24 protein-coding genes and 3 tRNA genes are annotated in these 25,280 nt (G+C 70.4%); 16 read left to right on the top strand and 11 right to left on the bottom strand.

Features of this window, described 5'->3' with window-relative positions:
- Window positions 1-139: 139 nt before the first annotated feature.
- The 6 genes from GA0070617_RS31915 to GA0070617_RS29150 all read left to right on the top strand — a co-directional run bounded on the left by GA0070617_RS31915 (window position 140) and on the right by GA0070617_RS29150 (window position 3,876).
- Window positions 140-1,384 carry an NsdA family TPR-like regulatory protein gene (locus tag GA0070617_RS31915; RefSeq protein WP_091445566.1) on the top strand — a complete coding sequence of 415 codons (1,245 nt, stop codon included), beginning with the start codon at window positions 140-142 and terminating at the stop codon, window positions 1,382-1,384.
- Window positions 1,385-1,460: 76 nt separating this feature from the next.
- Window positions 1,461-2,207, top strand: coding sequence for a protein phosphatase 2C domain-containing protein (locus tag GA0070617_RS29170; protein ID WP_091447765.1), 747 nt, complete (start codon window positions 1,461-1,463; stop codon window positions 2,205-2,207).
- A 144-nt stretch (window positions 2,208-2,351) separates the two neighbouring features.
- Complete coding sequence (locus tag GA0070617_RS31910) at window positions 2,352-2,576, top strand: hypothetical protein (protein ID WP_229688265.1); 225 nt, start codon at window positions 2,352-2,354, stop codon at window positions 2,574-2,576.
- Window positions 2,577-2,591: 15 nt separating this feature from the next.
- On the top strand, window positions 2,592-3,044 hold the full coding sequence (locus tag GA0070617_RS29160) for a hypothetical protein (protein ID WP_091445564.1): 453 nt from the start codon (window positions 2,592-2,594) through the stop codon (window positions 3,042-3,044).
- Between the two features lie 108 nt (window positions 3,045-3,152).
- Window positions 3,153-3,239, top strand: a tRNA-Ser gene (locus GA0070617_RS29155).
- 229 nt (window positions 3,240-3,468) lie between these two features.
- Window positions 3,469-3,876: a RidA family protein gene (locus GA0070617_RS29150; protein ID WP_091445562.1), complete on the top strand. Its 408-nt coding sequence runs from the start codon at window positions 3,469-3,471 to the stop codon at window positions 3,874-3,876.
- A 16-nt stretch (window positions 3,877-3,892) separates the two neighbouring features.
- Here GA0070617_RS29150 and GA0070617_RS29145 read toward each other — a convergent pair whose 3' ends face one another.
- Both GA0070617_RS29145 and GA0070617_RS29140 read right to left on the bottom strand, forming a co-directional pair.
- Entirely contained in the window at window positions 3,893-4,279 is a 387-nt protein-coding gene (locus GA0070617_RS29145; protein ID WP_091445559.1) for a winged helix-turn-helix transcriptional regulator, read from the bottom strand.
- A gap of 56 nt (window positions 4,280-4,335) precedes the next feature.
- Window positions 4,336-4,821, bottom strand: a complete 486-nt coding sequence (locus tag GA0070617_RS29140; protein WP_139135811.1) for a hypothetical protein — start codon at window positions 4,819-4,821, stop codon at window positions 4,336-4,338.
- A gap of 178 nt (window positions 4,822-4,999) precedes the next feature.
- On the opposite strand from GA0070617_RS29140, the gene GA0070617_RS29135 reads away from it, so the two are divergent.
- Window positions 5,000-5,533, top strand: a complete 534-nt coding sequence (locus GA0070617_RS29135; RefSeq protein ID WP_091445554.1) for a YbhB/YbcL family Raf kinase inhibitor-like protein — start codon at window positions 5,000-5,002, stop codon at window positions 5,531-5,533.
- A 192-nt stretch (window positions 5,534-5,725) separates the two neighbouring features.
- Here the strand turns inward: GA0070617_RS29135 and GA0070617_RS29130 are convergent, their stop codons facing one another.
- The gene (locus tag GA0070617_RS29130; protein WP_091445552.1) at window positions 5,726-6,436 is read right to left on the bottom strand and encodes a class I SAM-dependent methyltransferase; all 711 of its coding nucleotides are present in this window, start codon (window positions 6,434-6,436) and stop codon (window positions 5,726-5,728) included.
- Window positions 6,437-6,645: 209 nt separating this feature from the next.
- Between GA0070617_RS29130 and GA0070617_RS29125 the strand changes: the two genes are divergently transcribed.
- The gene (locus GA0070617_RS29125) at window positions 6,646-8,463 is read left to right on the top strand and encodes a DUF6311 domain-containing protein (protein ID WP_091445550.1); all 1,818 of its coding nucleotides are present in this window, start codon (window positions 6,646-6,648) and stop codon (window positions 8,461-8,463) included.
- A gap of 51 nt (window positions 8,464-8,514) precedes the next feature.
- Here the strand turns inward: GA0070617_RS29125 and GA0070617_RS29120 are convergent, their stop codons facing one another.
- Window positions 8,515-9,234, bottom strand: coding sequence for an IucA/IucC family C-terminal-domain containing protein (locus GA0070617_RS29120; RefSeq protein WP_175440828.1), 720 nt, complete (start codon window positions 9,232-9,234; stop codon window positions 8,515-8,517).
- A gap of 256 nt (window positions 9,235-9,490) precedes the next feature.
- Here GA0070617_RS29120 and GA0070617_RS29115 point away from each other — a divergent pair, with 256 nt between their 5' ends.
- Entirely contained in the window at window positions 9,491-11,017 is a 1,527-nt protein-coding gene (locus tag GA0070617_RS29115; RefSeq protein ID WP_091445548.1) for a peptide deformylase, read from the top strand.
- A gap of 103 nt (window positions 11,018-11,120) precedes the next feature.
- Here GA0070617_RS29115 and GA0070617_RS29110 read toward each other — a convergent pair whose 3' ends face one another.
- Window positions 11,121-12,239, bottom strand: coding sequence for a globin domain-containing protein (locus GA0070617_RS29110; RefSeq protein WP_091445546.1), 1,119 nt, complete (start codon window positions 12,237-12,239; stop codon window positions 11,121-11,123).
- Window positions 12,240-12,415: 176 nt separating this feature from the next.
- On the opposite strand from GA0070617_RS29110, the gene GA0070617_RS29105 reads away from it, so the two are divergent.
- A complete protein-coding gene (locus tag GA0070617_RS29105; RefSeq protein ID WP_091445543.1) occupies window positions 12,416-13,186 on the top strand; it encodes a CPBP family intramembrane glutamic endopeptidase in 771 nt (256 codons plus the stop codon).
- Here the strand turns inward: GA0070617_RS29105 and GA0070617_RS29100 are convergent.
- Window positions 13,147-13,797: a hypothetical protein gene (locus GA0070617_RS29100; RefSeq protein ID WP_229688264.1), complete on the bottom strand. Its 651-nt coding sequence runs from the start codon at window positions 13,795-13,797 to the stop codon at window positions 13,147-13,149. The two genes, GA0070617_RS29105 and GA0070617_RS29100, sit on opposite strands and share 40 nt — an antisense overlap.
- A gap of 936 nt (window positions 13,798-14,733) precedes the next feature.
- Here GA0070617_RS29100 and GA0070617_RS29095 point away from each other — a divergent pair.
- From GA0070617_RS29095 to GA0070617_RS30935, 3 genes are all read left to right on the top strand, one after another.
- Window positions 14,734-14,824, top strand: a tRNA-Ser gene (locus GA0070617_RS29095).
- A 34-nt stretch (window positions 14,825-14,858) separates the two neighbouring features.
- Window positions 14,859-14,931, top strand: a tRNA-Arg gene (locus GA0070617_RS29090).
- A 376-nt stretch (window positions 14,932-15,307) separates the two neighbouring features.
- The gene (locus GA0070617_RS30935) at window positions 15,308-15,451 is read left to right on the top strand and encodes a hypothetical protein (RefSeq protein WP_175440707.1); all 144 of its coding nucleotides are present in this window, start codon (window positions 15,308-15,310) and stop codon (window positions 15,449-15,451) included.
- A 114-nt stretch (window positions 15,452-15,565) separates the two neighbouring features.
- On the opposite strand, the gene GA0070617_RS29085 is transcribed toward GA0070617_RS30935, so the two are convergent.
- Genes GA0070617_RS29085 through GA0070617_RS29070 form a run of 4 tightly spaced genes read right to left on the bottom strand, consistent with a single transcriptional unit; the run spans window position 15,566 to window position 20,692 of the window.
- The gene (locus tag GA0070617_RS29085; RefSeq protein WP_091445541.1) at window positions 15,566-16,927 is read right to left on the bottom strand and encodes an NAD(P)/FAD-dependent oxidoreductase; all 1,362 of its coding nucleotides are present in this window, start codon (window positions 16,925-16,927) and stop codon (window positions 15,566-15,568) included.
- Complete coding sequence (locus GA0070617_RS29080) at window positions 16,924-18,414, bottom strand: amino acid adenylation domain-containing protein (RefSeq protein WP_091445539.1); 1,491 nt, start codon at window positions 18,412-18,414, stop codon at window positions 16,924-16,926. Before GA0070617_RS29080 ends, GA0070617_RS29085 begins: the two co-directional genes overlap by 4 nt.
- Window positions 18,404-19,555, bottom strand: coding sequence for an acyl-CoA dehydrogenase family protein (locus GA0070617_RS29075; protein ID WP_091445537.1), 1,152 nt, complete (start codon window positions 19,553-19,555; stop codon window positions 18,404-18,406). Before GA0070617_RS29075 ends, GA0070617_RS29080 begins: the two co-directional genes overlap by 11 nt.
- A gap of 24 nt (window positions 19,556-19,579) precedes the next feature.
- Window positions 19,580-20,692: a methyltransferase domain-containing protein gene (locus GA0070617_RS29070; protein WP_229688263.1), complete on the bottom strand. Its 1,113-nt coding sequence runs from the start codon at window positions 20,690-20,692 to the stop codon at window positions 19,580-19,582.
- Window positions 20,693-21,185: 493 nt separating this feature from the next.
- Between GA0070617_RS29070 and GA0070617_RS29065 the strand changes: the two genes are divergently transcribed.
- The 3 genes from GA0070617_RS29065 to GA0070617_RS29055 are packed head-to-tail and all read left to right on the top strand — an operon-like array spanning window position 21,186 to window position 24,065.
- Window positions 21,186-22,034 (top strand): cytochrome P450, encoded by an 849-nt coding sequence (locus GA0070617_RS29065; protein ID WP_175440706.1) that lies wholly within the window; start codon window positions 21,186-21,188, stop codon window positions 22,032-22,034.
- Window positions 22,031-23,221: a hypothetical protein gene (locus tag GA0070617_RS29060; RefSeq protein WP_091445533.1), complete on the top strand. Its 1,191-nt coding sequence runs from the start codon at window positions 22,031-22,033 to the stop codon at window positions 23,219-23,221. Before GA0070617_RS29065 ends, GA0070617_RS29060 begins: the two co-directional genes overlap by 4 nt.
- The gene (locus tag GA0070617_RS29055; protein WP_091445530.1) at window positions 23,211-24,065 is read left to right on the top strand and encodes an alpha/beta fold hydrolase; all 855 of its coding nucleotides are present in this window, start codon (window positions 23,211-23,213) and stop codon (window positions 24,063-24,065) included. Before GA0070617_RS29060 ends, GA0070617_RS29055 begins: the two co-directional genes overlap by 11 nt.
- Window positions 24,066-24,246: 181 nt before the next feature.
- Here the strand turns inward: GA0070617_RS29055 and GA0070617_RS29050 are convergent, their stop codons facing one another.
- Window positions 24,247-25,278 carry a helix-turn-helix transcriptional regulator gene (locus GA0070617_RS29050; RefSeq protein ID WP_091445528.1) on the bottom strand — a complete coding sequence of 344 codons (1,032 nt, stop codon included), beginning with the start codon at window positions 25,276-25,278 and terminating at the stop codon, window positions 24,247-24,249.
- Between the last annotated feature and the right edge of the window lie 2 nt (window positions 25,279-25,280).

Raw genomic sequence — 25,280 nt, 5'->3', positions numbered from 1 at the left:
GACGTCTGCCGTGCCGGCATGGTGGGTGAGGGGTACCGCTGAGTCTGCGACAGGAAGCAGGCGGTCCACCAGTGTCAGGGGTGAGGACAGCCCGATGTCCCCTTCCTGCCACCAGCGGTGCGGAGCGATACTCAGGGGCATGGCCGACCGCAACGGGCACGAGGACGGGCGACCCGCCTGGGCGCGTCGACTACGGGCCGAGCGGCAGGCGCGTGGCTGGTCCCAACCGGACGCGGTGCGCGCGTTGACAAGCCATTCCGACAGGCCCCTGCCCGCTGCCTCCAGTCTGCTGAGGAACTGGAAACGATGGGAGACGGGCGAGGTTGAGCCGGACGCCTTCTACAAGCCGCTGATCGCCAAGACCTTCGGTACCGTGAGCGCTGCCTTCTTTCCCAGCCCGGGACCGCGCGGAGCCAGCGCCGAGCTGATCGCCGGCACCGGACTGGACACGCTCGAACTGGTTGCCCGGCTACGCGCCTCGGACGTCTCACAGGCAACCCTCGACGCGCTGCGCATCACCGCTGACCGCCTCTGCTCCGAATACCCCTACCTCAGCCCGGAGCAACTGTCGGTCGAAGGACACGCCTGGCTACGCCGGATCTGTGGACTGCTCGACCGCCGCCTGACCCTCGCCCAGCACCGGGAGATCCTTTCCCTCGCCGGGCTCGTCTCGCTCCTGGTCGGCTGTGTCGAGTACGACCTGGGGCTGCGACGCGAAGCCAAGGCCACCCGACGGGCGGCACTGTCGCTCGGGCAGGAGGCCGACGACGTGGACGTCATCGGCTGGGCACACGAGATGGCGGCCTGGTTCGCCATCACCCAAGGTGACTACCGTGGGGTGCTGGTAGCAGCCGCGGAAGGGGAGCAGACGGCCTCCCGGCGAAGCGTGACCGTGCAACTCGCGGCGCAGCGGGCCAAGGCCTGGGCGCGGATCGGCGACTACCGGGAGATGGAGAAGGCCCTCGACCACGGACGCGCTGTCCTGGAGACCTTGCCCTACCCGGAGGATGTCGACCACCACTTCGTGGTGGACCCCGCGAAGTTCGACTTCTATGCGATGGACTGCTACCGCCTCTTCGGCGACAACGACCGGGCCACCGTGTACGCCGAGGAGGTGATCAGAACCTCCACCGACCTGGACGGTACGCCACGCAAGCCGATGCGAATCGCCGAAGCGGAGATCACGCTGGCTGTCGTCGCAGCCCGGCAGGGCGACGTCGAGCAGGCGGTGGAGTGGGGCCGGCAGGCGATCTCGGGCGAGCGAAAGTCCCTGCCCTCGCTCCTGATGGTGACGGGCGAACTGCGCGACGCGTTTGTCCGCACCTACCCAACCGTGCCGGCGGCAAGAGACTTCCTCGAAGAAGTTGGACAGCTCGGTGCGTAGAACCTGCCGATTGCGATGGTCAATCTCGGCAGCATCAGAAGCGGGCGACCCGAAGGCCTGCAACGAAGACTGGGTGATGGCCAGCGAGAACCAGATCGTCGTCTTGGACGGGGCCACAGCTCGCACCGGCACGGGGTGCATGCACGGCATCTCCTGGTTTGTCGCCAAGCTCGGCTCCACTCTCGCCGGCTTGGCGGCCGACCTAGACGCCAGCCTACCGAGCACGCTGATGACCAGCATCCAGGCGGTGGCCGACCAGCACCGTGCCACCTGCGACCTGTTGCACCCGGGTACGCCGTCGGCGGTTGTGGCCCTGCTACGCCTCAACGAGACCGTCCTGGAGTACCTGGTTCTCGGCGACGTGACCGTCATCATCGACACTGCCGACGGGCTCCAGGTTGTCGCGGACGATCGGGTGGACCGGACGGCTCGTGCCGAGCGGGAGGAAGCCGACCGGTATCCGTTCGGGTCAGCCGAGAAACAGGCCGCGCTGCTACGGATGAAGCACGCCGAGTTGGCCGCCCGCAACACACCGGGCGGATACTGGGTCGCAGCTGCCGATCCAACCGCCGCCCGGTACGCCATCACCGGGAAGATCCCGCTCGACACGATCCGGCGGGTGGCCGTCCTGACCGACGGAGCTGCCCGCCTGGTGGCCCTGTTCAAGCTTATGGACTGGCCCGACGTGCTCGAACTGCTCGACCAGCACGGCCCCACCGAGCTGATCAGAAGGGTACGCGCGTTCGAGGCGGCCGACCCGTCCTGCATGCGATGGGCCCGCAACAAGCGAAGCGACGACGCCACGGCCGTGTACGCGGTCTGACTCCGCCCGGGGGCTGTGGAAATGGTCAGGGAAAGGCGCGCGCCGCCTGGTTCGAGGTACGTAGACCAGCGGCACTACGTCGTTGCCGCAAGCCTGGCCGACCTGCGGGGTCCGGTCGGCGGTCTGATCACACTCGACCGCAGGATGGACTGGTCCGGCGACAGCACCTACGACCTGGACGACGATGGGGACCGCCAACTGATGTACCAGACGGTGTTGAGTCAGGCCACCGAGGTCGCGTACCTGAACCGGTGTCTCGACGCCAACACGTTGCGGAAACTATGGCCGGTGCTGTGGCTGCCCGCTCGCCTCCGTGCATTGTGGAGTGCGCGCTTTCCCGAGCTGAACGCTGGCCGGTGGGTGGCCTGACGGAAGGAGACACGCATGATCACTGAGCCGACGCTTCTGCGGATCGGCGAGGCGGTGCAGCTCAGTCACCAGGGCGGGCGGGATGCCGCTCGCGTGCAGTTCGCTGAGATCTGGGACGAGATCGGCGGCGAGCAGGGTGACCCGCTGCAACGCTGCACCCTGGCGCACGCGATGGCGGACGTGCAGGACGACGTACAGCAGGAACTGCTCTGGGATCTGCGGGCGCTGGCCGCCGCCGACCTGATCACGGAGGCGCGGATCGCGGAGGCCGGGGTGCCGATGTCGGTGGCCGCGCTGTACCCGTCGCTGCACCTGAACCTCAGCGAGTGCTACCGCAAGCTCGGTGACCTGGACCGGGCCCGGGAACACCTCCAGCAGGCGCAGGCCACCATCGGCGCGCTCGGCGACGACCCGTACGGGCAGCTGATCCGGGGCGGCCTGGCGCAGGTGGCGGACCGGCTGCGCTGAGGCGCGGCGGGTGCTCACCGTCGGCGTTCAGCCGAGGGGTACGACAGAGCGCCGCTGGGCGGACTCTGGCAGACTGGTCGACGGTCGTGCCCCACGGGGCACGCTCCGGGAGGGTTCGCCTAGAGGCCGATGGCGCTGGTCTTGAAAACCGGTAAGGCAGCGATGTCTTCGTGGGTTCGAATCCCACACCCTCCGCCCACTGATGATCTCCCCTTACCCAGCTCAGCCTCGGTCTGCCGGCCGGGGCTGAGTGCTCGTTGGGGGCCTGGTGGGGGGAGCCAGCCCGCCAGCCTCGATGCCGCTGGCCGTCGGAGCGGTCACCAAAAGGTGACCTGGTCACGAAAAAGTGCGTTCTTCCCAGTTCGGGGAGGCTCATCTACGTTTCTCCCGTACCCGGAAACGAGCAGGCGAGGAGGCATTCAGCATGGCTGTGACGTTGGTGAACCCGGCGGGGTTGCCGGAGGTCCCGGTGTACCGGCAGGTGTCGGTGGCGACCGGTACCAGGATCGTGCACGTCGCCGGACAGGTCGCCGGGGACGCCGACGGCCGGACCGTCGGTGAGGGTGATCTCGCCGCGCAGGTCGAGCAGTGCTACCTGAACGTGGCCACGGCGCTCGCCGGGGTCGGCGGCACCTTCGCCGACGTGGTGAAGTTGACCGTGCACGTGGTCGACTGGAAGCCGGAGCAGATGCCCGTACTGCTGGAGGGGATCGGTCGGGCGGCGGCGAAGCTGGGGGTCACCCCGGCCGCGCCCGCGTCGCTGTTCGGGATCGTGGCCCTGGACGTACCCGAGCATCTGGTGGAGATCGAGGCCACCGCCGTCCTCGACTGACAACCCATCGGGTACGTCAGGAGGCGTCGAACCGGCTGCGGCAGGCCTCGATCGTGCCGAGGTGGTGTTGGGTCCAGCCGCACATGCCATCCACCACCCCGCGGAGGGCCTGGCCAGCCTCGGTGAGTGTGTAGTCGACGCGGGGTGGGACGGTGGCGTGGACGTGCCGCTCGACCAGGCCGTTGCGTTCCAGGGTGCGCAGGTTCTGGGTGAGCATCTTGTGGCTGATGCCGCCGATGGCGTCGCGTAGCTCGCTGAAGCGCATGGTGCGCTGCCCGAGGAACTCGATGATCAGGAGCGCCCACTTGTTGGCGATGTCGGAGAAGATCTCACGGGCCAGCGAGTCGGCCCGCGCCAGGTCGGCGTCCGGCGGCAACTCGCTGATCTCCTGCCTGGTACCCATCCCGCCACTCTCCACCAGCGCCTGAGTTACTGCAAGCGAGCGCGCCTCTGCAGCGTTCAGCAGCGCAGGTACGTGCCGCACAGGGGCGGGGCCTCGATGCGGCAGACCTTCCAGCCGCCGGTCAGGCCCTGCTCCTCCCTGGTGTGGAACCGCCACTGCGTAGGCGTGCCCTCGGTGAAGGTGACGTTGCCCGTACCCGGGTCGATCTGGGTGAAGCGGAGGTTCACCGTCGCCGCGACCGTGCCCTCCGTGCCGATTCTCCGCCAGTTGGTCGCGTCGACGTCGACACCGAAGCTCGCGTACGGCTCGATCTGTCGGCGCAGCTCCCGGGCCTCACGGAACCGGGCGTCGTGATCCTCTCCACAGAGGCAGCGGCTGATCTCGGTACCCTCGCCCGACTCGAACACCGCCCGCAGGTACGCCTCGGCCGCAGCGGTCGACGTCGCCTCCCCGCGCATCGCCGTGAAGCCCCGCAGCACCACCCGACCGGCGGGCAGCCCGACACAGGAAACCGCAGCGGCGGTGAGGGCAGCGAAAAACACCGTTCGGGTACGCCGCGACCGAACGGGAGTGGGCATCGCGATCACCGAGCGAGGCTACCGCCCGATCGCGTCCAGCAATGTCCCGTCGACTTCCCGGCGGTGATGTCGGGTGGGGGAGGGGGTGGTGGCGGGGTATGAAGGGGGCGCAGACATCCGCGAACCGGAAGGATCCGTCCCGATGACCCTGGAACGACCGATCGCCCCGGACCCGTACGAGTTGCTGCCCACCGTGGCGTCGTTCACGCTCACCAGCACCGACGTGGCAAACGGCGAGCCGATGGACGCCACGTACGCGCACGACAGCACCGGTGGGCAGAACGTCTCGCCGCAGCTGGCCTGGTCGGACTTCCCGGCCGAGACGAAGAGCTTCGTGGTGACCTGCTTCGACCCGGACGCGCCGACCGGTAGCGGGTTCTGGCACTGGGTGCTGGTCGACGTGCCGGCCTCGGTGACCGAGCTGCCGCACGGGGTCGCCGAGGCCGACCTGGGTGGCGCGTTCAGCGTGCGTAACGACTACGGCCAGAGCGGGTACGGCGGTGCCGCGCCGCCGCCCGGGGACCGGCCGCACCGGTACGTCTTCGCGGTGCACGCCCTGGACACCGAGAGCCTCGGGGTGGGCGCGGACGCGACGCCCGCGTACGTCGGGTTCAACCTGGCGTTCCACACCCTGGCCCGGGCGGTGATCCGGCCCACGTACCAGATCAAGGATTGAGCGAGACCCCACAAGCAGGAAACAGTGGCCTCCACGTCGGGTGAGGCCACTGTTTCCTGGAAATCGTCGGGCCCGCCTGCCGGCGTCGGCCGGCGCCTGGCGGTGGCACAGGCGGTGGCGCGGGACGGAGCGGAGGTGCAGGGCGCGGGCGGGGCGCTGCGGGGTGGGGGAGGGAGGAGTGGTGCCGGGCGGTCAGGACGGGACGCGGGCCACGGCGAAGACGGACTGCCCGAACGGCGGGCGGACGAGCTGCTCGGCGGCCTTGGTGGCGGGCAGGACCAGGGTGTCGTACACCTTGACCATGGGGCCCTCCTTCGGCATCAGCCGGAAGACCTTGGTGGCCATGAAGTAGCCGATCAGGCCGAGCGCGTTCGCGTAGTGGATCTTCTCGACCGTCAGGCCGGCCTCGGTCATCGCGCCGGCCAGGGTCTTCTTGGTGTACCGGCGGACGTGTCCGGTGGCGATGTCCGCCGGGCCCATCGCGAACTGGAACGCCGGGACGATAATGATCACCGCGCCACCGGGCCGGACCAGGTCGCGCATGCTGCGCAGCGCACCCACGTGGTCGTCGATGTGTTCCAGCACGTTGTACGACACCGCCGCGCTGTGCTCGGCGGGCTCGAAGTGGGGCAGCAGCATCTGCCGTACGTCGATGTTGGGCTGGTCGGCGAGGCGTTCCTTCAGCGAGACCAGCCGGTCCGGGTCGGCCTCGGTGGCGGTGAACTTGGGCACGTGCGGCGCCCACGCCAGGGCGTAGTCTCCCAGCCCGCTGCCGATCTCGATCGGGTCCTCGCCCAGGTAGGGCAGGGCCAGTTCGACGAACCACGTGCGGTGGTTGACGGCGGTAGCCAGGCCTTCTAGGACCTCGGACTGGACGCGCTGATCCCCAGTGATTTCTGCCATGCGTCGATTCCTCACGGTATGCCTCGACCCGCGCCTGGACCGACAGAGTGAACCATCCGCCGGAGTGGTGACGGAAACGGGGGACCGGGATGGCCGAATAGCGGTCGGGGCGGCGCGAAGATCGGCGGTCAGCGAACCCGGTACATAGTACGTCAGTACCCCGAAAGCCGCCACGCGGCCGTCATAGCCTCACTACGCTATGAATTGCTATGACTACGCACCAATCGGGACCGACCGGAGGTGCCGGCTCGGACGGCGAGCCGGAAAACCGTGCGGTACGACCACATTCCGGGCGCTGGACGGACCTGGCCGCCGTGGCGAGTTTCGTCGTGCTCGCCTTCTGGGTGACGCTGCGGCTCTGGTGGGATCCCGGTCACGGGGTGCGGGACAACCCGACGGACCAGGCGCAGTTCGAGTGGATGATGGCACACGGTGCGCGAGTCGTGACCGATTTTGCCTATCCGTTCGGCTCGGACCGGATGAACGTTCCGGAGAGTGTCAATTTGGTGGCAAATACCTCCGTATTATCGGTATCACTGCCATTGTCGCCACTGACCCTGCTGGCCGGGCCGCGCGCCGCTTTCCTGGTCTTTCTCACCGGGGCCCTGATTCTGACCGCGACGAGCTGGTATTTCGTGCTCTCCCGGGTGGTGGTCGGCAGCCGGGGGCCGGCCTGGCTGGGGGCCGCGTTCTGCGGGTTCGCCCCGGCGATGGTGTCGCACGCCAACGCGCACCCGAACATCGTCGCCCAGTACGTCGTACCGCTGATCGTCTGGCGGACCCTGCGGCTGGCCGAGCCCGGCCGGTGGCTGCGCAACGGCCTGCTGCTCGGGCTGTTGATCGTCTGGCAGGCCTTCCTCAACCTGGAGATCCTGCTGGTCACCGCGATCGGGCTGGGGGTGGTGGTGGCCGCGCTGGCGATCGGCCGGCCGGAGCTGCGCCGGAGTGCCCGACCGTTCCTCGCCGGGTTGGCCGTGGCCGCCGTGCTCGCCGGGGCGCTGCTGGCGTACCCGCTGCACGTGCAGTTCTTCGGGCCCGGCGCGTACCAGGGGTTGTCGCGGTTGATCCGGGGTTACTCGACCGACCTGTGGTCCTTCGTCTCCTTCGCCGGGGAGTCGTTCGCCGGAGACCCCGAGGGCGCGGGCCGGTTGGCCGTCAACCCGACCGAGGAGAACGCCTTCTTCGGCTGGCCGCTGGTGATCCTCGTCGCGGCGCTGGTGTGGTGGCTGCGGCGCAACGTGGTGGTGGTCGGGTTGGCCGTGCTCGGCCTGCTGCTGGCGGTGCTGTCGCTGGGGCGGGAGATCCGCTTCAACGGGCACCCCACTGGCGTACCCGGGCCCTGGGCGCTGCTGGAGAACCTGCCCGTCCTGCACTCGGTGGTGCCCACCCGCTGGTCGCTGGCGATCACCCCGATCGTCGGGGTGCTGCTGGCGCTGGGCGCCGAGCGGGTCCGCCAACTCGCCCGGGAGCATCCGCAGCAGCGCCGGCCGATCCGTACCGTGACCGCCCTGGTGCTGGCGATGGCGCTGGTGCCGATCCTGCCGACCCCGCTGCCCACGACGCGGATCGAGCCCACCCCCCAGTTCGTCACCGCCGGCGCCTGGCGGCCCTACCTGGCCGGCGGGCGCAGCCTGGTCACCCTGCCGATGCCGGACAGCAACTACGCCGAGCCGCTGCGCTGGTCGGCGGAGACCGGGCTGGAGATGCCGATCGCCCGGGGGTACTTCCTCGGCCCGGACACCCGACCGGACGCCCCCGAGGGGCGGATCGGCATCTTCGGTGCCCCACCCCGCACCACCAGTACCTTCTTCGACCAGATCCGGCGCACCGGGGAGGTGCCGCCGATCACCGCGCAGACCCGGCTCGCCGTCCTGGACGACCTGCGGTACTGGCGGGCCGGGGTGGTGGTGCTCGGGCCGCACCCGCGGGAGGAGGCGTTGCGGCGGGGGATGACCGCGTTGACCGGGATCGAGCCGGTGCGTACCGGTGGGGTGTGGCTCTGGGACGTGCGCCCGCTGATCGACTGAGCCGGGTCGGTCAGTGAGCCGGGCCGGGCCCCGGTCAGTGGGCCGGGTCGGTCAGGGTGTGACGCAGCAGCCCTGGCAGAGCTTCGGCCGGGGCAGGGTGAAGGCCAGGCAGCAGGTACGCCGCTGCACGGTCGGCGCACCGCCGGGACCGGGTACCAGCTCGACCAGGTCGGCCAGGTCGAGCGCGTCGAGCAGGGTCCCGACCGCCTCGGTCGAGGAGCCGGGCAGCGCGTCGGCGGCCCGCAGCACGCCGTGCGCGATGCCGGAGGCCACCGAGCCGAGCAGGGTACGGGTGCCGATGCGGACCTCGCCCCGGATCGCCTCGACCAGCGGGGCGAGGTGGGCGTCGAGCAGCGAGGCGCGCAGCGCGGTGAGCAACTCGGCCTCGTCGGCGACCACCCGGACCTGCGGCAGCCCGGAAAGGGCCAGCGGGTCGTGCGGGAGCACCGCCACGGTGGTCGACCGGCGCAGCCCCAGGGTGATCAACGGACGCCGGTCGGCGAAGTGGATCAGCACGTCGTCGGCGTCGGCCAGCGGGACCCGACGGGCCGAGGCCCAGCCGAGGACCACCGGCAGGGCCGCCCAGTAGCTGTAGGACTTCCAGGCCAGCGCGGCGCAGGCGTGCGGGGTGCCGCCCCAGCGGGCGGCGGCCTCGGTGAGCAGCTGCGGCAGGCGGGTGCCGTCGACCAGGGTGCTCGCCGGCGACCAGCCGTACTCGTCGGTCACCAGCAGGCCCGGAGTCAGGCCGGGCAGGTCGTCGGTGCCGAACATGGCCCGCAGGGTGGCGGTCACCGGAGCGAACAGGCTGGCGGTGTCGTGCCGGGGCAGCACCGTTGTCACTGGACCCACCCCCCGACGTCACCGTTTCAGCTAAGGCTAACCTAACCACTCCTCGGCGGAAGCGGTAGCCGTTTCGGGTGACGCGAAAGATGCTCGCTTTGTCAAGCAACTTGTCGACAATATGGCACTTCTGTATGCATCCGGGCACTCAACGTGAAAATTGTACTTCCCTGCTCCGAGGAAGCCGATGACCGCCTCACCGCTTGACCGGGCCGCCGACCTCTTCGCCACCGAGCTCGCCCGACACCGCACGGGCCGGGGGCTGTCCAAGAAACAGCTCGCCACGATGATGGGCTTCGACCCGTCGTACGTCAGCCACGTCGAGGGACGCCGGCACCGACCCACCGAGGACTTCGCCCGCCGGGCCGAGGCCGTCCTGGAGGCCAGCGGCGCGATCTGGCAACGCTTCTGCGAGTACGACGAGCTGCGGCACGCCCGTTCCGTGCCGGCCCACCGCGAGCCACCCTCGCCCGGCCAGTGGATGCCACCCGGCACCGGCCTCATCGTCGAACGCGAGCTGGCCACCCTTATCCACACCCCCGACGGCTACCGCTGCGTCATCCGCCGGGAGCTGTACAACGCCGGCACCGAACCGGTCACCCGCTACCTCGCCCGGGTCGCCGTCGACAGGTACCCCAGCGACCCCGGGCGCTCCAACCGGCACCACCGCGAACACCCGCTGACCTTCGCCGAGCTGCAACTGCACGCTGTCCGGGAGGAGGGCCAGGAACAGGAGCCGATGCACTGGCGGGCCAAGCACGACCGGGACGCCTTCAAGGAGATCTGGCTGCTCTTCGAGAACGGCGAACGCCGCTTCCCGCTCTACCCCGGCCACCGGGCCACCATCGAGTACTCGTACCAGGTCGGGCGGGAGAAGTGGGGCCCCTGGTTCCAGCGGGCCGTCCGGCTGCCCACCCGGCACCTCGCCGTCCGGCTGAACCTGCCTACCGGCCTCGACCCCCAGGTCTGGGGGGCGGAGACCTCACTCTCGGCCGAGGAGGGCCCGCTGCGTACCCCGGTCAGCCGGCACGACGAGGACGACCGGGCGATCTTCGACTGGTCGACCGAGGACCCGCCGCTCAACGCCCGCTACCGGATGCAGTGGCGCTTCCGCAACCAGCCCGGCACCGACCCCGACGACCCCGAGGCCACCGACCGGGTACGCGCCAGCGAGCGGATGCGCGCCTTCGGCATCGTGCAACGCGGCGCCGACCTGCTCCGGCAACCCAGCCGGCAGTTCGACCTGCCCCGCGACGAGCAGACCGCCCGCGACCTGGTGGACCGGATGACCGCCGCGCTGGCCCGGCTGGACGAGCTGCACCCGTTCAGCAAGGGCGTGGGGATCGCCGCCCCGCAACTCGGGCTGGCCTGGGCGGCGGCCGTGGTCCGCCCACCCGACCGCAGCGCCGAGCCGGTCGTCCTGCTCAACCCCCGGGTGGTGGACGCCTCACCGGACACCGACGAGCAGTACGAGGGCTGCCTCTCCTTCTTCGACCACCGGGGACTGGTGCCCCGACCGCTGCGCCTGGACGTCGAGCACGCCCGCTGGGACGGCAGCCGGATCATCACCTCGTTCGAGTTCGGCATGGCCCGGCTGGTCGCCCACGAGGTCGACCACCTGGAAGGGCGGCTCTACGTCGACCGGATGGCACCGGGCGTACCGCTGGTGCCGGTCGAGGAGTACCGCGAAACCGGCCACCCCTGGCGGTACTGATGCCGGGGGTCCTGATGCCGGGATCCTGACGACAGGGGGCCGGGTCGCGTGCCCCAGGGGGCAGGGGCACGCGACCCGGCATGGGGGGAGGAAAGTCTGCTGCCTAGAGGCTGCCGAACGTGTCGTACCGGATCCGGGCCGGCGGCACGTCGTCGGAGGCGAGCGCCCGCAGGGTGGCCCGGACCATCCGGGCCGAACCCGAGACGAAACAGTCGTGGTTCGTCCACGGGCCGTACCGGCCCAGCACCTCGGAGATGTCCCCGGTCTCGCCGTCGAAGTCCGCCTCCGCGCTGCACGCCGGAGTCACCGAGAGCCACGGATGTGCCTCCACCAGCTCCCGCAGGCCCGGCAGGGCGTACAGGTCCGCCGGCTTGCGGACCCCGTAGAAGACGTGCACCCAGCGGGTCTTGTTCCAGGTCGCCAGCTCCTCGACCAGGGCCTTGATCGGAGCCACCCCCACCCCGCCGGCAACCGCCAGGATGTCCCGGCTCGACGAGCGGTCCACCACCATCGAACCCATCGGCGCGGCCACCCGGAGCAGCTCACCCGGGCGGGTCCGGCGGACCAGCGCGCCGGAGACCCAGCCCGCACCGGTCGGCGTACGGACGTGGAACTCCAGCACGTTGTCGTCGTTCGGCGCGTTCGCCACCGAGTACGTCCGCCACACCCGGGGCAGGTGCCGGGGCACCTCGACGCTCACGTACTGGCCGGCCTGCCAGGGCAGCGGATGCTGCAGGGCCCGGCAGGTCAACACCGCCGTCTCCGGGCCGAGCCGCTTGTGGGTCAGCACCTCGGCGTGCCAGAACGGCGGGTTCGGGTCGTCCTGCGCGCCGGCCATCATCTTCGCCGAGATCGCCGCGTACGCGTCCCGCCAGGCCTGGTCGTACTCCAGCGTCCAGTCGTCGCCGGCGGTGCGGCGCAGCCCGTCCAACAGCGCCACCCCCATGGTCGCGTAGTGCGCGGCGTCCACGTGGTACTTACGGTGGTCCCGGCCCAGCGACCGCAGGTACTCGTCGAAGCTCTCCGGGTCGTCGACGCACTGGGTGGCGGTGACGATCGCCTCCAGCAGCCGGTCACCCTGGCCGGACATCTCCGCCGGGAACAACTTCCGCAGCTCAGGATCGAGGAGGAAGAGCCGGGCGTAGAAGAGGCCACTCAGCCGCTCCCGGTCGGACTCGACCAGGGTCCAGCTCTCCTTCAGCAGCCGCGCGACGTCTTCCACTGGCACGCTCCCTCGGGTACGGCGGATCGGGCCAGCACAGGATGGACACGGAGCGTGCCCGGTGGTCGCACAGAATGTGCGATCGGCTCATACTGCCGCTGTCGTGGGCCTTGTCCGGGGTGCGGTCACGGGTGGGGTGGTGTGGCTTACGGCGTGCCGTCGGGCACAGTGGTGCGGTGACGGTCGAGCTGAACCGCCAGGCGTCCCGTCGGACCCTCGGCACCGAGACGTTGCTGGTGCTGGGACTCTCCCTGGGCCAGTCAGCGGTGTACGCGACGGTCTCCATCGTGGCGAAGCTGACCGCCGAGGGAGGCCTGTCCAACCAGACCGCCTCGTTGAACACCTCCCAGTCGGCGCGGCCGTACCTGGACCTGACGTACCAACTGCTCGGCATCGCCTTCGCGCTGCTGCCGGTGCTGCTCGCCGTACACCTGGTGAACCGGGACCCCGGCGACGCGGTGCGGACCCTCGGCCTGGACGGCCGTCGACCCGCCTCCGACCTGGCCCGGGGCGTCGGCCTGACCGCGCTGATCGGCCTGCCCGGCCTGGCGCTGTTCTGGGTCGCCGCCCAGCTCGGTCTGAACGCCAGCCTGGTGCCGGCGGCGCTGCCGGACTACTGGTGGGCGGTGCCGGTGCTGATCCTGGCCGCGCTCAAGAACGCCATCCTGGAAGAGGTGATCGTGGTCGGCTACCTGGTCACCCGGCTGCGGCAGCTCGGCTGGCGGGTCGGTGTGATCATCGCCACCAGCGCCGTGCTGCGCGGCTCGTACCACCTGTACCAGGGCTTCGGGGCGTTCGTCGGCAACGTGGTGATGGGCATCGTGTTCGGCTACTTCTTCCTGCGGACCCGACGGGTGATGCCGCTGATCGTGGCGCACACCCTGCTCGACATCTTCGCCTTCGTCGGCTACGCGCTGCTGCCCCGGGAATGGTTCGACTGGCTCTGAGTAGTCTCCCGGCCGGCGTGCCGGTAGCTGGCCGTCGCGCGGGCCGCCAGGCGCTGCGCGGCGGCACTGTCGCCGGCCGCCGCCGCGAGCACCGCCGCCCCCGGCAACAGCCGGGCCGCCAACCGCACCGCCCACCAGCCGCCATCCTGCGCGGCGAGCGGTGCCGCCAATCGCCGCGCCCCCTCCACCAGCTCCGACCACGGCTGTGGCTTGGCTTCGTGCTGCGGTTCGTCCACGGCCTCGTGGGGTGGCTTGATCCCGGCCTCGGAGAATGGCTTGATCGCGGTGCGGGCGGCGGTCAGCGCGGTGCGGGCGGCGTCGGCGTCCGGGTGGACCCGGGTCAGGACCAGCAACTCGACCGCCCGGTCCGGGTGGGCCGGATCCCGACCGTGCGCCGCAGCCAGGTGGAGCACCAGATCGGCCTGCGTCCAGAGCGCCGCCGCCAACTCGGCCACCGGTGCGAAGAGCCCGGCCGTCGCGGCGCTCGCCCCACCCACCCCGGCCCGTCGCACGAACCGCCGGGTGGCGAGCCGGGCCAGCCCTGCCGAGTCCGCCTCCGGATAACCCGCGCGTATCCGGTCGGCCCAGGCCCGCGCGCCCGGCCCCAACACGTCGACCGCGGCCAGGGCGAGCAGCTCCGGTGCGAACCCCGGATGGTCGACCAGGCGCGCGGTGAGGCCGCCGGTACGCGCCGTACCTGCGGGTGCCGGCCTGGCGGTGGCGTGCGTACCGGTGGCGTCCTGGTGCCCCGGTGCGGCTGCCGGTTTCGGCCTGGCTGCCTGCTCCGGGCTGGCTGCCTGCTCCGGCCTGGCTGCCTGTTCCGGAGTCTGGCGGGCTGGAGTGGCTCTCTTCGCCGTGGTGGCCTTCGTTGCGGGGGCAGCCTTCTTTGCCGTAGTGGCCTTCTTCGTGGGAGTGATCTTCTTTGCGGGAGTGGCCCTGGTGTGCGGTGGATCACTCGTCTCGCTCGCTGGCCTGCCCGGCGACTCGGGTCCGGGCGCCGGAGCGGGTGGAACCGCCCTGCGTCGCGGAGCGGACGGTGGGTCGGTCGCCTCGGGCGGTTGGAAGAGCACGGTGGGTGCCGCCTTCGTGCGGCGGGTCGACTTCCGCTGTGTTGGAGTCGCCCCCGACTGACCGCCTGGGTGGTTCGTATCGCCCCCCGTGCTCGGTTCGTCCCGTTGGTGTGCCTCGTCGCGTCGGGCAGTTCCGTCGGGTCGGGCAGTCTCGTCGGGTCGGGCAGTCTCGTCGCGTTGGATCGGTGGCGTGAAGGTCGGCTTCGTGGAGCGGCTGCGGGGCGTCCTCCCGCGCAGCTCACGGCCTCCTCGAACCCCGGGGCTCGGTGACGCGTCGCGGCTGGTGCGGCGGGGCGGGTCGCTGGGCGGCTCCTCCTGCATATCGATGGAGACTAGCCCTGATCCGGCCCACGTACAGCGTGAAGGGCCCGTGGTGGCGGCGGCCGTGCGGGGCCGGCGCGGGTGGGTCGGATAGTCGCTTTGCCCCGCATGGGTGTCGGCCTGTATCCTCAGCCGCGGTGGTCTGCGGGCCACCGAGGAGACTTCGCCTAGTCTGGTCTATGGCGCCGCACTGCTAATGCGGTTGGGGTCTTAAAGCCCCTCCCGGGTTCGAATCCCGGAGTCTCCGCGCGAAAGCCGGTGTGTAGACTGGCCGAGCACCAGCGCCCGTAGCTCAATGGATAGAGCATCTGACTACGGATCAGAAGGTTAGGGGTTCGAGTCCCTTCGGGCGCACAAATGATCAAGGCCGTGACCTGCTAGGACAGGGGTCGCGGCTTTTTCTTTCCCATCTTCGCGGCCATCGGTCCCGCCTGGTGGGACGTTGGTGCTCCGTGGGTGCTCGTCTGTTTCGGCGGTGGTGAATGTCGGGGCAGGTGGGGAGGGTTGTACAGCTTCTGATTCGCGGGCGGTCGGGGCTGTCGGCTGGGATGGCGACGGGCGGTGCATCGGGATCGCCGAGCAGAAACTGCATCACGTCGTGCGCTCCGGCGAGACCGACCCGGTGGCGGAGACCCGGATTCGCCGCACCGTGGCCGCACTGACCGACGGCTTCCCCGCCGTCGATCGGTCATCGCGTACGCGGTGACGACCTTGGCCTGCCCAGTACACGGTGATCGTCGACCCGCGCTCCGGCGGGCTGTGGGGATACGAGGAGGTGCTGACCACGACGGCGGGGAAGTTGAACGTGACGATTCCCGCAGTGATCTCCTACCGGTCGTACCTGGTCGCCGAGTACGCGCCGATGCCCCGATGACGCAGAGACGGACAACCTGTTGCCCGAAGCTAGACCTCGGCGTATGGAGGCGCGACCCCGTTGGGACCCCGGACGCGGCGAGTGGATGACCGGCCCCGCCCGGAGTCTGTCGGGTCAGCGTTCCACGGAGCCGTCCCGCCATGACTGCGGCTGCAACGACCGGAGGCCGCTGTGCCACGGATGGTTCGGGTTGCTCTCCACCAACGCCAACTTCTCCCGCATCTTGCCGAGCACCGCCGGCTCCTCGTCGTCGTCGAAGAAGTCGCCCTGGAGGAGCCGGATGAGATCGAGCCGGTACTCGGGGTTGCGGATGTAGGAGCTGAACAACACGTTCAGCCGGTAGTAGAGGCTGATGAAGTTGCGCCACCACTGGGTGGCGTTGCGCGACTTGCGCTCGAACTCGGCGAACGCGGACTTCGGGAAGCCGAGCGGTGCGGCGGCGATGATGTTGCTCGCGGCGAGCCGCGCGCTGCTGAGCGCGATGCCGACACCGCTGGAGAAGATCGGGTCCACGAACCGCCCGGCGTCGCCGACCAGCACCCATCCGTCGCCGCACAGTTCGCGCATCGAGTAGCTGTAGTCGCCCTCGGCGGTGTACGGGCGCAGTCGTCGGGCGGCGCGCAGTGCCTGTGCCAGCGGTGGCCGGGTGCTCACCCACGAGTCGAAGAACGTCTCCAGGTCACCGCTCGCCTCGCGCAGGCGGGCCTTCTCCGTGACGACGCCGACGCTGGTCACGGTGTCCGAGATCGGGATCTGCCACATCCAGGATCCGGCGAAGGGAAGGAAGTGGATGATCGTGTAGTCGCCGATGCCGGTGGTGCCGCTCGCCGCCTCCCGGTCGAGGCCCTCGAACCAGGAGTGCACGGCGTACTGCTTGAACTCCGGATCGGCGACTTTGAGTTTGAGTTGACGACCGAGCATGGTGCGGCGGCCGCTCGCGTCGACCACCATCGGCGCGTGCACCTCGGACGTCACGCCGTGCCGCCGGAAGGTCACGCGTTTCATCGGGCCGTCGAGGTCCACCCGCCCGACCCGGGCCTCCTGGAGCACCGTGGCGCCCAGCTCGGCGGCATGTTCCAGCAGCAAGAGATCGAAGCGGGCCCGGTCGACGTGATAGGTGTATTCGTGCGAGACCCCGGTCTGTTGGCGTTCGGCGAACCGGACGGCGACCTGCGGGATGGAGAAGTGGCGGCGGTAACGCACCACGCCGTCGACCGTCGGGGCGTCATCCGCCGCGGCTGTCCACGCCGCGCCGTACTTCCGCGCGAACCCGGCCCGGTCGATCTTGTCCAGCACGCCGATCTCTTCAAGGGCGACCGTGGATCTCGGCACCAGCGACTCGCCCACGTGCGGGCGGGGGAACCGGTCGCCCTCCAACACGATGCAACGCAGACCAGCCTTAGCCAGGTACGACGCGGTGGTCGAACCGGCGGGGCCACCTCCGATGATGCAGACGTCGTAGGTCTCGGCAGTCACAATCCGTCCCTCCCTGCAGTCGTGTGGTTCTCGACCAGCGCACGACGGTCGATCTTGTCGTTGGGCGTTCGCGGCAGCCGGTCGATCGTGCGGATGCTGTCGGGAACGAGGTGCGGGGCCAGTCGCTGCGCGAGGAACGGTTTGACCTCGCCCAGCGGCAGGGGGTGTCCGGATCGGGTGCGCACCCAGGCGCGCAGGCGGGCCCGGTGACCGGTCCCGGTGACCACGACCGCGGCCTCGACGACATCCGGGTGAGCGTGTAGCGCCGCCTCGATCTCGGCCGGTTCCACCCGGTAGCCCCGAACTTTGACCATGTGGTCGCGGCGGCCGACGTACTCGAACGCGCAGTCGGAGAGTCGGCGCACGACGTCGCCGGTGGCGTACGGGCCGTGCAGCGGCTCGGCGTTGAGGTATCCGGTCATCAGCGTCGGCCCGGCGACCATCAGTTCGCCTTCCTCGCCGGGCTCGGTGATCGTTCCGTCCGGGCGTACGGCCCAGATCTCGTCGCCTGCGGCGGCGGTGCCGATCGGCACCGCCGTGGTGCGGTCGGCCGGGATCGCCCCGACGCGGTGGAAGGCGCAGACGTTGGTCTCGGTGGGGCCGTAGAAGTTGTAGAGGTCCAGTGCGGGCCAGCGCTGGCGCAGCGCCCGGAGGTGCTCGATGGGGAACGGCTCGCCCGCGAACACGACGGTGCGCAGCGGCAGGCGGTCATGGTCGAGGAGACGTCCGAACTCGATCATCATCGTCAGCGCGGACGGCACCGAGTACCAGACCGTGATGGCGTGGTCGTCGATGAACCGCACCAGGTTCCGCGCCGGGGTGGACTCCGGGACCAGGTGCACGGAACCGCCCGCCCGGAACGCCGCGAAGAGGTCGAACACCGAGAGGTCGAACTGCAACGGCGCGTGGTTGGCGAGGCGGTCGCCGCCGGTGAGGCCGATCTCGTCCGCCGCCCAGTCGACGAACGCGGATGCCGCGGAGTGGCTGACGCATACGCCCTTGGGATTTCCGGTCGAACCCGACGTGTAGAGGACGTAGGCGAGGTCGACGTCCCGTGTCGACGGCCGGGGCGGGCGTGGCGCCGGAGCGAGGTCCCACCGGGCGAGATCGTCGTGGCCGACCAGCACGGGCGGTAGCGCCGTCTGCCCGGCGAGGTCGGTGGCCCTCCCGGCCGTCGTCACCACCGCGGCAGGTGCGCAGTCGCCGATCAGGGCCGCCGTCCGCAGTGCCGGAACGCGCGGGTCCACCGGTACGTAGGCCGCGCCCAGCCGCAGTACCGCCTGCGTGACCGCGACGCCGAACGCGGACTTCGGCAACCACAGGACGACGCGGTCACCGGCATCGACACCGAGCGCGCGCAGTCCGGCGGCGAGCTCGTCCGCGCGGGCGTTCAGCTCGCGATAGGTCAGGCATGCGTCCGGACCGCACACGGCCACCGCGTCGGGTGTCGCCGTGGCGGCGCGGAGGACGTGCTCCTCAAGTCTCATGGCGTAGCTGCGCCGCGATGACGTCGCGGTGGATCTCGGAGGTGCCGGAGAACAGCGCCGCGGGCACCGCGTCCGCGATGGCCCGCTCGACGCCGGAACCCTCCACGATGCCCGCACCGCCGTGCAGGTGTACGGCGTCGAGCGCGTTGAGGGTGGCGGCCTCGCTGATGCCCAGCTTCGCGAGCGACACGTCGAGCGGGCGGACCGTTCCCTGGTCGCGCGCCCAGCAGGCGCGGTACAGCAGCAGACGCGCGCTTTCCAGACGTAGTTTCATGTCGGCGAGTCGGTGTGCGACGGCCTGGTGTCTGGCGAGCGGTTTGCGGAACTGACGGCGCTCGCCGGTGTACGCGACGGTCCTGCCGAGTTGACGGTCCATGGCGCCGACGTAGGCGGCGAACAGGCAGGTACGTTCCCATTCCATGGACCCGGTGAAGACGTCGCGCCCGTCGCCCTCGCCGCCGAGCCGGTTCGCCACCGGCACCGCCACACCGTCTAGGTAGACCGGGGCGAGTGGCGAGGACGCGAGCCCGGTCTTCGGCAGCGGCGAGCCGACCGTCACCCCGGGTGTGTCGCGGTGGACGACGAACGCGCTGATGCCCAGGTAACCGCTGCGGGGATCGGTGCTCGCGTACACCACGAACACGTCGGCCAGGGGAGCGTTGGTCACGTAGCTCTTCACGCCGTCGAGCACGTACCGGTCGCCGTCGCGTACGGCCGTGGCGCGCATGGCGTAGACGTCGGACCCCGCCTCGGCCTCGGTTATCGCGTTGGCCGCGATCCACTCGCCCGACCCGAGCTTCGGCAGCACCTCGTCCCGTACGGAGTCGGTGCCGTGCGCCGCGATCGGCATCGCGCCCGCGAACAGGTGGGCGCAGGCGGAGAAGACGAGCCCCAGGTCCTCGTGCCCGCGGGCGAATGCCTCGATCGCGATGGCCGTGCTCAGCGAGTCGAGCCCGAGCCCACCCCAGCGTTCGGGAAGGCTGAGTCCGAGCAGGCCGATGTCTCCGCACCGTCGCCACTTCTGCCGGCTGAAGTACGTCCCGCCGTGGCGGTCGTGCTCGTCCGAGGCGTTGAGCGTGACGCCGAGGGCGTGGAAGTTGTCGGCGAGCAGCCGTTGGTCGGGGTCCGGTGCAAAGTCCATGTGTCCTCGGCGGGGGTGCCCGGGTCAGGCCGGCAGGCGTTCGGACACGATCAGCACGTACTGCAGCACGTTGGACCGGTATCCGTCGAGGAACGCCCGCTCGACGCCGGTCCGGTGCTCGGAGTGGCTGCGCAGCTCCCAGTACGGGATCGTCTGGGAGTTGAGGACGGTGACCTGACTGGGCGAGAACCCGGCGGCGGACAACGCCGCGAGGTACTCGCTGCGCTTGTGCATCCGGGTCCCGTAGTGCGCGTCCACCGCCTCGCAGTCCGCGCTGGTCGGCGCGATCGCGTCGTTGACGCAGTAGGTGACGCAGACGTAGCGACCGCCGGGACGCAGGACCCGGGCGAACTCGCCGAACGCGGCGGCCAGGTCGACGTACATGGTGGTCTCGTTGGTGAGGATCCGGTCGAAGTGGCCGTCCGGGAACTGCGTTCGGGTCATGTTCTGCAGGTGGAAGGCGACCTTGTCCGTGCAGCCGTGTCGCGCTGCCAGCTTCGTGGCGAAGTCGATCTGGGCCTGCGACAGGGTGATGCCATCCACCCAGCAGCCGAACCTGCGGTGCACGCTGAACGAGCCACCGCCCCGGCCCGACCCGGCGTCGAGGAACCGGTTGTCCGGCTCCATGCCGCCGAGCGCGTCCAGCACGACGTCCATCTGGGCGCACTCCAGCCGGTGCAGCTCCCGGATGATGGCGGCTTCGCGGTCGGCGCCGCTGCCGGAGAGCACCGCGGGGTCGTAGTCCCCGAGGCCGTAGTGGTGGTGGACCAGCCCGTCCTCGGCACCGAGCAGAAGGTTGATCGGGTCGTCCAGTTTCTCGTTCCAGTAACGAGCGACTGACTTTTCGTAATCGGTGACGATGGCCTCGGGTGTGGTGCTCATGGCGGCCTCCGGGAAGTGTGGGGAATGCGCGTGGATGAGCCCAGCCATGTTCTGGATGGTCTCCCACTTCGAGTGCGGCCAGTCGCTCAACGTAACCGAATAGGTGCTCTCGATGAAAGCGATGAGCTCTTCTACGTTGAGTGAGTCGATCAGCCGGTGCTCCAGGAGCGGAGTGTGCTCGTCGAACGAGATGTCCTCGCCCTCCAGCAGCACGTTCGCGATGAAGCCGTGGATTGCCCGTTCGATGTCGTCCACTGTCTTGCCTTCCCTGGTGAGGGGGTCTCGCCATGATCCAACTATTTGTGGGAGTGTGCAAGAGTCTGGCAAGCTCACGGCAGTTGTCGTCGGCGCAGGGCGGTGATACGGCATGGCTGCGGAATCAGGCCGCTCGCGAGCAGCACATGTGATGTCCACTTTTGATTGCTTTGACGCCACCTCCTATCCGGAGGGTGGTGCGCACGCGGCGTGGCGGGCACTGCGGCGGACCGAGCCGGTGCGTAAGGACGTCGCCCCCAACGGGACGAAATGCTGGTCGTTTTTCCGCTATGCGGAATGTCACACGGTGCTACGCGACGCGGCGGTTTACAGCTCCACTTCGGGCGCCGTGCTCACCTGTGTCGGCGCACCTGATCCGGCTGGCGGCCAGGCTCTGGCGCTCACGGACCCACCCCAGCACACGGCGCTGCGCCGGCCGTCCAACCGCGCGGTGGGGCCGGCTGCCGTCCGGGCGCACGAGACCGAGATCCGCGTGCGCGTGCGTCGGTTGCTGCGCCCGATGCTCGCCGGAGGCGTCCACGATCTGGCCACCACACTGCGGCAGCTCCCGATGATCGCCGCCGGACCCTTGCTCGGGATGCCCGAGGAACACTGGGACAACGCGGTCACGGCTGCCCTCGCCACCATCGCCCCGGGCGACCCGTCCTACCGGGACGGAGACGAGGACGAGACCGTCCTACGCGCGAGTTCCCGGCTCTTCGGGTCGATCAGGGCCTCGTTGCCCACGTCACTGTCCCGACCGGAAACGCTGATCGGGGCGCTGTCGGCGACCCCTGTCGACGGCACCGCGCTGACCCGGCGCCGGATCATGCTGAACGTCCACAGCGCGCTGGTCGGCGGCAACACCGCCACGGTGAGCGTCGCGCTCCACCTGCTGCTGCACCTCGCGCGCACGCCCGACCTGTGGCAGGCGGTCGTCGACGACCGGTCGGTGATTCCCGGGCTGGTCGACGAAGCGGCTCGCTGGACCACCCCCGCCCGGCAGTTGGTGCGTCGGGTCACCACGGACGTCGAACTCGGCGGGGCGCGGCTGCGCGCGGGCGACTGGGTGGTGGCCTGGATCGCGTCGGCGAACCGGGACGAGTCCGTGTTTCCGTCGCCCGACCGGTTCGATCCCCGCCGCGCGCCCAACCCGCACCTCGCGTTCGGGCTCGGCCCCCACTTCTGCGTCGGCGCGGCGGCGGCACGCACCCTGCTCACCGCCGTCGTCGACGAACTCGCCGACAGCGGCGTCCACTTCGCTCTCGCCGGCCCTCCGCGTCACCTCGTGTCGGCCGTGGTGAACGGGATCGCCAGCCTGCCGATGAGGTTCACGCCGTGACCACGACCTGCGGCGAGCACGCGGAGGCCGCCGTGCGAGGACTGTGCCACGCGGCCGGCCTCGACCAACTCGCCGACCAGGCGGCGGCGGACGTCCAGCTCATGGGGGAGACGTGGCGACATCGCCTGCTCGACACCCCGCCGGCGTGGTCGACGCTCACCGCGGACAGCACACCGCTCGAACTCTCCGTCGTGCTCGGCGACGAGCCGCTCGGTCTGCGCGCCTCGGTCGAAGCGCACGCCGAACCCGCCAACCCGGTGTCGTACTGGGAGAGCGCGCAACGGTTGAGCGCGCGCCTGAGCGCCACCCACGGCCTCGATCTGAGCCGGCTGCGGCGGATCGAGCACCTCGTGGCACCCCGACCGGCCGACCGCCCGCCCATGGCCGCGTTCCACACCATGGGCTGGGTGCCCGGTCGACCACCGAGCGGCAAGATCCATCTGTGGCTCGGCGGCCCCGACCCCGCCGACACGGCCGCGCGCGTCGACGCGGCCCTGTCCGCGCTCGGTTTTCCCGGCCAGTGGCAGGTGATCGCCGGCGCCATGCACGACGACGACACGGTCTCCTACCTGTGCCTCGACCTCGCGGACGGACCGTCAGCCAGGACGAAGCTGTACGTGCAGCACCGCGGGGTCCTCACCCCGGAACGCCTCGCCCGCTGGGACCGGTTGGGGCCACGCGCCGACCTCGGCGACGGGCCCACGATGGCCGCGATCGCCAGCCGCGCCTGGGCACGATCCGCGTGGACACCGGGGACCCCGGCGCGGACCCGGCTCGAATGGCGCTCCAACCACCGTCGGTTCTGGTCGTACGGCACCTACGTCTCGCTCGTACCCGGCGGCACGCGTCCGATCGAGTCGGTGATGCACCAGTTCGGGCTGACCCCGCGCTGCCGTTCCGACGCGGAGGCGCAGTGGATGATCCGCGAGGTCCTCGACGCCTACGACGTGTCGGCGCGCAGCCGCGACGCCTACGAGCGCTGCGCGCGGTTCTTCCTGGGCGGCGAGGCCGACAGGGAGATGTACGCGCACTCGTTCCTCAGCGCACAGCGCTCCGCCGACGGACCCGCGCGGATCGCGGTGTACTTCAACCCACGGATGTACTTCCGGCGACACGGCCTCACCAACGGTGATCTCGCGCGGGCGAAGCATTTCCAGAGCCAGGGCGGGGACGACGGTGGCCGCTGACCGAACCGGGACGTTCCGGGGCGACGGCGCGGACTTCTACCACGTCGTACGCGGTGCCGGCCCGCCCCTCATGCTGCTGCCCAGCGGCGGTGGTGACGCGCACGCCGCCGATCTGCTCGCCACCCGGCTCGCCGAGACCCACACCGTGCTGACGTACGACCGGCGGGGCCAGACCCGCACCACGGTGGACGACCCGGGGCGCCCGGTGTCACTCGAGCGGCATGCCGAGGACGCCGGCGCGCTGGCCGACCACGTCTTCGGCGCGGCCCCCGTCGACGTGTTCGGATGCAGCACCGGCGCGGTCATCGGCCTGGAACTCGCATGGCGCCGGCCGCAGCGGGTGAGTGTCCTCGTCGCCCACGAGTCCCCGTTGCGGTCGCTCGCCACCGCGTCCGAGCGCGCCGAGTACGACAGGTTGCACCGCGACGCCCGCCGGGTCCACGCGGAGTCCGGCTGGCAGGCGGCGCTCAGGGTCCTGCGGGCCGGCTTCGGAGACCCCTCCCACGATCCACGCGACCGCGAGGACGAGGTGGTGTGGGAGCCGCCCAGCAGTCGGACTGTCGCGAACATCAACGCCTTCCTCACCGGCGAGGCGCGTGCGACGTGGGAATACCAGGTCAGCGCCGCTGGCTGGGCGGCGCTGCGCACGGGTGCCCCGACGATCGTGCCCGCCACCGGCCGAGAGACCGACACCTTCCCCAGTCGCTCCGCCGCCCGGCTCGCGGCCGTACTCGGCGTACACCTGGCCGACCTGCCGGGTGGCCACGAGGGGTACCGGACCCACCCCGCGGCGTTCGGCGCGGCGCTGCGTGCTCTGCTCACCAGCGCACGGGCCACCGGGTGACGCAGTGACGGCACCGGAGCACGAGGCGGGTGCGGGCCCGGTGTGGGTCGGTCGGGACGAACCGCGCCCATGAGTCTGCGGTACACCCGCAGTGCGGGTCTCCGGGCGATGGGCGGCTTCTCCCTCGGGGTGGACAGGTACGGCGTACATCCCGAAGCGGTTTCGATGCCCTCTCAAACCGTCACTCTCGCCGGTCACCCGGGGCGGCCGGGGACGGGGCAGCACTCGCGTGACGATGGGCGTCCCCGGAGTTGTCATAGAGGTCGGCGAGCGTCGCCGCCCGGCAGCCCAGAGCGGCCCGGAGGGAGGGCGGGGAGAGTGCCTCCGCATCGGCGCCGAGTTGCCACACGGCCCAGACGGCATGCCGCAGGTTCTCGAAGGTGACGTTGAGGCGCAGCCAGCCGTCCGTGTCGGGCTCTTCGGCGCGAACGGCCACGGCACTGGCCAGCAGTTCCTCACGCCACATCGGGGCGACCCTGACCGACACGGAGATGTGGTCGGCGGACAGGAACTGCGCGCACCGCTGCTTCCAGAGCAAGTCGAGATCGATGTGATCGGTGCGCTGCGCCCGTTCGTCAAGTTCCTCGGCGGCCAGCACTCGGGACAACCGGTAGGTGCGATCTTCGCCGTTGCGGGTCGCGAGCAGATACATCCGGTCGCGCACGGTCACCAGGCCCACCGGGTCGACCGTGCGCCACAGTGGGTTCTGGTCACGAGCCGCGTAGTGGATTCGCAGCCGATTACCGGCGACCACGGCATGCCGGACAGTCAGCATGGTGCTGTCAGGGACGGCTCGGGCAGCCTGCCTGCGGGAGAGCAGATCGGTCTCCGGCTCCACGAGTAGCCGTTGGGCCGCGTCGCTGACGGTGACCCGATGGCCGTCGGGCAGCGCGTTCACGACCTTGCGGATGGCCGAGGAGAGGGCGCCACCGAGACCGAAGACCTGTTCACCCCGGGCGGAGGCAGCGGTTACCAGGGCCAGCGTCTCGTCGTGGTTGAGGCCGGTGAGCTCAGCGCGGAAGCCGGGTAGTAGAGCGACGCCTCCGTGGCGGCCCCGCTCGGTGTAGACGGGCACACCGGCGGCGGACAGCGCTTCGACGTCACGCAGCACCGTGCGGGTGGAGACCTCGAGCTCCCGCGCCAGGGTGTCGACGGTCAACTGACCACGCTGGCGAAGAAGCAACATCAGCGAGACAAGCCGATCGGCGCGCACAG

It is taken from the genome of Micromonospora yangpuensis (genome assembly GCF_900091615.1).
GTDB lineage: Bacteria > Actinomycetota > Actinomycetes > Mycobacteriales > Micromonosporaceae > Micromonospora > Micromonospora yangpuensis.
Note: the sequence above shows the minus strand (reverse complement) of the source record. Positions and strands in the feature narration are given on the sequence as shown.